Here is a 4,577-nt window from a genome sequence, read left to right on the forward strand (position 1 = left end):
GGCCTGATATGGGGATGGAATATTCAGCCTGTGGAATGGTCGGATGCCACCCCGGAATTGCTCCGTTCCGATTATCAACAGGATTACCTGCGAATGACAATCGATTCCTTCCTGGTCAATAGCGATACAACGTTAACGCTGCGTCGCTGGCAGAGTTTAGGGCCTGCAGCCCCAGATCTGCTTGAGGAGATTAGCCAGGCACCCGGATCACAAAATAAAGCTTCGATTGATGCCTATGGGCAGTTGATGAACGCAACAACACCAAATATTGAGGCTCCTGAAACAGCCTTAATCGAAGATACCCAAGTGGAAACATCTTCAACAACAAGATATATACTGATCGGTGCTGGTGTTATTGCTGTTTTGGCTGTCGCTTTCTTTACTGTGCGCTTATTGCGACCGATTTCATCCAAGGGTGGGCAGGCAACCCCAGCACAGCAGGCCATGCAATTCAATCAAAACACTGCCCAAACTGATTATGCGGAACTTGGGCTCGCGGCGCCAATCACACAGTCGATGACCACCTATGTTTTGGGTGATGATCTTTATGACGAATCATTTAGCATAGAGTCACAAGGTGGGGAATTTATGGGCGAATTCGGTGTGGGGATTGCTGACACAATTGGAGTTGGCGATCCTAAAAAAGTAGCCGCTCTAGAAATTTGGCTCTTTGATAAGAATGATATTAAAACAGCAACCAAAGTATTAATGTCGCAACATGCTTTTAATGATCCTGATACCCGTCAGCGATTGGAGGCCAAGGGAGAGCTGGTATTGGCCCAATCTCAAAGCCCAGTTAAATTGGAAACGGAAACCCTTCAGTTACTAGTTACTGTTACGGATTTGGAATATGGCTCAGGGCCATTGCCGCCAAACAGTTATTTTAATCGATCAATATTAGAGTTGGCCATTTGGCCAAAGACTAATTGATAATAAAAGAGCCGAGATTTCAAAATCTCGGCTCTTTTACTTTAAAAACTCACTTTATTTTGAGAATTTTCAGCTTGAGTTTTCCTCCAGGTGCATCAGCCTCAACCTCATCATTAACGCGATGATCAAGCAGGGCGCTGCCAATTGGTGAAGCATGGGATATCTTTCCATTACGGGGATCCGCCTCTTTGGCGCCGACCACATGATATGTCTCTGGTGGAAAATCTTCCTCCTGGATAGTAACATATGCTCCAACAGTGACGACATTTTTTGGCTTGCCATCATCCTCAATAATAACGGCTTTGCTTAAAATATACTGCAACTCTTGAATCCGCCCTTCCAGGAAGGCTTGATCTTCTTTGGCCTTATGATAATCTGCGTTTTCAGAAAGATCGCCCATCTGGATAGCAGATCGTAGACGTTTCGCTAAATCATCTCGTTGTGATCCCTTGAGATCTTCCAGCTCTGCTTTTAGGCGACTATTTCCTTCAGGGGTAAGATAAGTGGTTTCTTGCTTTGACATAATAATTCCTTGTTCTTATGGTTTTACGGATGGATCAAAGAGTTTGCGATGTTCATCTACGGCAAAGCGGTCGGTCATTCCCGCAATGTAGTCACAGGCTGTACGTTCAAGACTGCGATGCTTAGCAATGCCTTGAACATGTTCTGGCAAAATGGCAGGTTCGCCCAGATAAGCATGGAAAAGATCGCTAATGATCTGTTCTGCCTTAACCGCCATTCGCACAACACGGGGATGGCGATACAGTTTTGCATAAAGAAAATCTTTTAATTCTCTATTACGACGGGTCAAATCTTCGCTGTGTCCAAGCACATTATATGATAACTGCTGAATATCAAGTGGAGAATTCGCAGCGCTCTCTTTTAATTTGGCATCTGTGGTTTGAATAACATCACTAACTTCAATTCCGACCAAATGGCGAATCATGCGATGACGAGAGAGATCGTCCAGGACGGGACCACTCCAATTATATATTTCTGCAAGAATTTCCCATAAGGCTATTCCTGCAAGTTGAGATGGTTTGATCATTCCAGAACGGAGACCATCATCTAGATCATGCGCTGTATATGCCAGCTCATCTGCCACATTTGCAATCTGCGTTTCCAGATTGCCTCGCAGATCCGGGTCATAGTTCGATGCATCAGAAATATCATATTCCGATTCATGTTTTACCATCCCCTCCTGAACCTCCCAGGTCAGATTTAATCCAGGGAATTCAGGGTATCTCTGTTCCAATTTCGTGACTATACGCACAGATTGCTTGTTGTGGTCAAATCCATTATGGTCTTTCATCAGTCGATTTAATGCGACCTCACCCGAATGCCCAAATGCTGGATGTCCAAGGTCATGGGCAAGACAAATCGCTTCTGTCAAATCTTCATTCCCGCCCAGGGCACGGGCAATCGTCCTCCCTATCTGAGAAACTTCCAAGGTATGGGTTAAACGAGTTCGAAAGTAATCACCCTCATAATTGATAAATACCTGCGTTTTATACTCAAGACGACGGAAAGCCGTGGTATGAAGAATTCGATCCCGGTCTCTTTGAAAAGCTGTTCTATAGGAGGGTTCGGTCCCAAGATAGGCGCGGCCCTTTGAGTTTTTAGAACGCGATCCGTAAGGCGCAAGACTCTGGTTTTCAATTTCTTCCAGTTTTTGGCGGTCGTAAAACATTTTTTTCTCTTTCACTAAATTTATGCTATAAAGACAATCAGCGGGAGCACAAGGCTCCCGCAGCATATATTGTACTTCTTATTCTACCTGAAGCGGCAATTACGTCAAGGCAGGCGAAACTGCTGTTGGTGAAACGGGTTAAAAATAATGTGTTTAGGTTGGCATTTATTTCCTGAAATAAAATATATCATCTCATCATCGAAAGGAATTTATTATGGCCCGGAATAAAGAAATAAATCGAGAACATCGCGCCTGGTATATGTATGATTTTGGCAACTCCGCTTATGCGGCGGTGGTTTTACTGGCATTCTATTCAGCATATTTTAAAGGAGGTGTTGTTGGGGGTGCAGAAGGCTCTCGCTTATGGGGTATTTCTGTGGGCATTGCGATGTTGGTTGTTGCAATCATTTCACCTATCCTTGGCGCGATAGCTGATTTTTCAGCGTCAAAGAAGAAGTTCCTATTCATTTTTTCGTCGATCACCTGGCTTTTTACAGCACTTCTATTTTTCGTTGAAAAGGGTGATATTTTTACAGGAATGCTTTTCTTCATTCTAGCAGAAATCGGCTACCGTGGCGGACAGGTTTTTTATAATTCCCTGCTCCCTGAAATTGCCACCCCCGACGAAATAGGTCGTGTTTCCGGAAATGGTTGGGCAATTGGCTCTTTAGGCGGCATTCTTGCTTTGCTCATTCTTCTCCCGCCAATTGTTTTGATCGAGGGTTCAACGCTTCCAGTGCGTTTGTCTTTTCCTTTCACGGCGCTGTTTTTCGCTTTGGCAACCATCCCCGCTTACCGCTGGATCAGGGAACGTGCCAGTGCACAAACCTTGCCAAAAGGGGAAAAATATTTGACGATTGGCTTTAAACGTCTCTCTCAGACATTTCGGTCTGTTCGGAAATTCAAAGAATTTATCAAGTTCATGATCGCCTACCTGATCTACAATGACGGCATCCTCATGGCACTTGATTTCGCAGCCATTATAGGGGCAGTTCTTTATGGCATGGATCAAACCCAGATAATCATCTTCATGATTATTGTGCAAGTCGCCAGTGTCATTGGGGCGTATGCTTTCGCAGTCATCGGTGATAAAGTGGGTTATAAACGCTCCCTTGTTTATGCAATTTTAGGCATGGCTGCCGCCGTGATCTGGATGCTTTTCAATTATTCCATCACCGGCTTTTTCGTAATCGGCGCATTGGCTGGATTTGCTCTGACGGGGGTCCAGTCCGTTAGCCGAGCGATGGTTGGAATGTTTGCTCCAAAAGGTCAAAGTGCCGAATTTTTTGGTTTATTCTCTGTAGTTGGGCGCACTTCCTCCTTTATAGGTCCAACCCTTTACGGTTTTCTGGCCTTATGGGCAGCCCGCTGGTTTGAGCAAAACCGGAGTATGGGGAATTTGCTTGCCGAACAAGCAGGCCAACGCGTGGCAATTGCGTCAATCCTAATTTTCTTATTCGGCGGGTTGTTTCTACTCTTGAGGGTTAATGAGAAGAAAGCCATACAAGATGCTAATGAATATTCATTAGAAACCAATATTGGGGCTTCAGTTAATGCCTGAGGCTCGACTAAAACTCAAATACACACGACGACGCGCTTTTCGAACATTTTTACACCTTCTTTCAAGACTAGCGTTTTGGCTTGTCGCAGAGGTAGAAATTGAAGGGGAGGAAAATATTCCCAAAGGTGAAGCTTTTCTGGTAGTGGGAAACCATTTTAGCTTTATAGACCCGGTCTGTCTTGTACGTATCTTTTCCTGGCCCCTGGATTTTGTTGGTGGTGCTGAAATGCCACATGCACCTAATATCGTAAAATTCATTCCCAAGCTGTGGGGATATTATCCGCTTTTTCGTGGCACTGGCTCAAGGGACTCATTACGGGCTGCGGAACATATACTTTCTAATGGTGGTATTCTAGGCATCTTTCCGGAGGGGGGCGCCTGGGCTGAGGTTTTACG

The 4,577-nt window shown here is 44.8% G+C and carries 5 protein-coding genes; 3 read left to right on the plus strand and 2 right to left on the minus strand.

Going from position 1 to position 4,577, the window contains the following annotated elements; genetic code table 11:
- A partial coding sequence (locus tag AC3DOM_RS15900) for a hypothetical protein (protein ID WP_487920023.1) occupies window positions 1-930 on the plus strand: 930 nt, incomplete at its 5' end.
- Between the two features lie 49 nt (window positions 931-979).
- On the opposite strand, the gene greA is transcribed toward AC3DOM_RS15900, so the two are convergent.
- Both greA and AC3DOM_RS15910 read right to left on the minus strand, forming a co-directional pair.
- On the minus strand, window positions 980-1,453 hold the full coding sequence (gene greA, locus AC3DOM_RS15905; protein WP_487920024.1) for a transcription elongation factor GreA: 474 nt from the start codon (window positions 1,451-1,453) through the stop codon (window positions 980-982).
- Window positions 1,454-1,468: 15 nt separating this feature from the next.
- On the minus strand, window positions 1,469-2,635 hold the full coding sequence (locus AC3DOM_RS15910) for a deoxyguanosinetriphosphate triphosphohydrolase (protein WP_487920025.1): 1,167 nt from the start codon (window positions 2,633-2,635) through the stop codon (window positions 1,469-1,471).
- A gap of 199 nt (window positions 2,636-2,834) precedes the next feature.
- Here AC3DOM_RS15910 and AC3DOM_RS15915 point away from each other — a divergent pair, with 199 nt between their 5' ends.
- Window positions 2,835-4,181 (plus strand): MFS transporter, encoded by a 1,347-nt coding sequence (locus AC3DOM_RS15915; protein ID WP_487920026.1) that lies wholly within the window; start codon window positions 2,835-2,837, stop codon window positions 4,179-4,181.
- Window positions 4,174-4,577, plus strand: a 404-nt coding sequence (locus AC3DOM_RS15920) for a lysophospholipid acyltransferase family protein (protein ID WP_487920027.1), incomplete at its 3' end; no start/stop codon positions are given. The genes AC3DOM_RS15915 and AC3DOM_RS15920, both read left to right, overlap by 8 nt.

The organism is Candidatus Desulfolinea nitratireducens, assembly GCF_982879505.1.

Bases quoted from the DNA above. Each gene is read 5' to 3' on its own strand.
- greA (WP_487920024.1), bottom strand. From the start codon at position 1,453: ATGTCAAAGCAAGAAACCACTTATCTTACCCCTGAAGGAAATAGTCGC.
- AC3DOM_RS15915 (WP_487920026.1), top strand. From the start codon at position 2,835: ATGGCCCGGAATAAAGAAATAAATCGAGAACATCGCGCCTGGTATATG.